Source organism: Neisseria sp. HMSC056A03 (assembly GCF_001815685.1).
Classification (GTDB): Bacteria; Pseudomonadota; Gammaproteobacteria; order Burkholderiales; family Neisseriaceae; genus Neisseria; species Neisseria subflava.
Genome location: NZ_KV821617.1, coordinates 1 through 764 on the forward strand (window position 1 = coordinate 1; position 764 = coordinate 764).

1 protein-coding gene is annotated in these 764 nt (G+C 40.6%); it reads left to right on the plus strand.

Going from position 1 to position 764, the window contains the following annotated elements:
- Positions 1 to 234: 234 nt before the first annotated feature.
- Positions 235 to 756 (plus strand): hypothetical protein, encoded by a 522-nt coding sequence (locus HMPREF3052_RS03825; RefSeq protein WP_003684204.1) that lies wholly within the window; start codon positions 235 to 237, stop codon positions 754 to 756.
- Positions 757 to 764: the final 8 nt, after the last annotated feature.

Below are 764 nucleotides of genomic sequence, written 5' to 3' on the forward strand. Positions count from 1 at the left end.
AAGATGGTACGTTCACAGCCAAAGCATTGGCTGACAATGCCGATGTGGTGGCAAATTTTAGAGATGAGTTGCGAGAGACCTTAAAACAAAATCAGGCTCAAGAAGTTGCTCAAAATACTCCGCAAGTTCAAGAAGAGCGCAGCTATGGCGGTCGATCGTTTGGTTAAATCCTTCCCAAATTTGAAGAATGCTGATGGCACGTTTTTTCCTTATTCTTTCAATAGATAGTTACGCATGAATAATAATGAACTTGAGCAAGCACATAATCTTTTGCTTGAAACCGCCGAGGTAATGACACAATTTAGGCAAAGTACCCATCAGATTGTCCAAAATCTTGAAGATAAATTGGATAAATCACTTTACGATCAACGCAAAATGATTACAGAGATGGTGCGTGCGGAAGTGACGAAAGAAATGTCAAATTCGGTGGCAGGTTATGTGCGAGATATGGAAAAGGCACGCAACCAAATGGCTGATCAAGTACGTGAATTCAATGCATACTTGAATAAGGTAAATGAAGAAAATCAGAAGATTTCTTCACGTTTGGTATGGATTATTTCGCTTGCAATGGCAACATTGGTTATTGGCGGATTGGCATTATCTTTCTTTTATACAATGTTGATTGACCAAAAACGACAGGATGCGGATATGGTCGGTCGCATCAATCGAGCCAATATTGTGCGATGCGGCGATGAACTTTGTGCCAAGACAGGTAAAAGCGTAGAAAATGGCTATCGGGTTATTCAGCATCGATAGCTGAGAAA

What these genes read in the sequence shown, in the direction of transcription:
- HMPREF3052_RS03825 (WP_003684204.1), top strand. Translation starts at nt 235, where the DNA reads ATGAATAATAATGAACTTGAGCAAGCACATAATCTTTTGCTTGAAACC.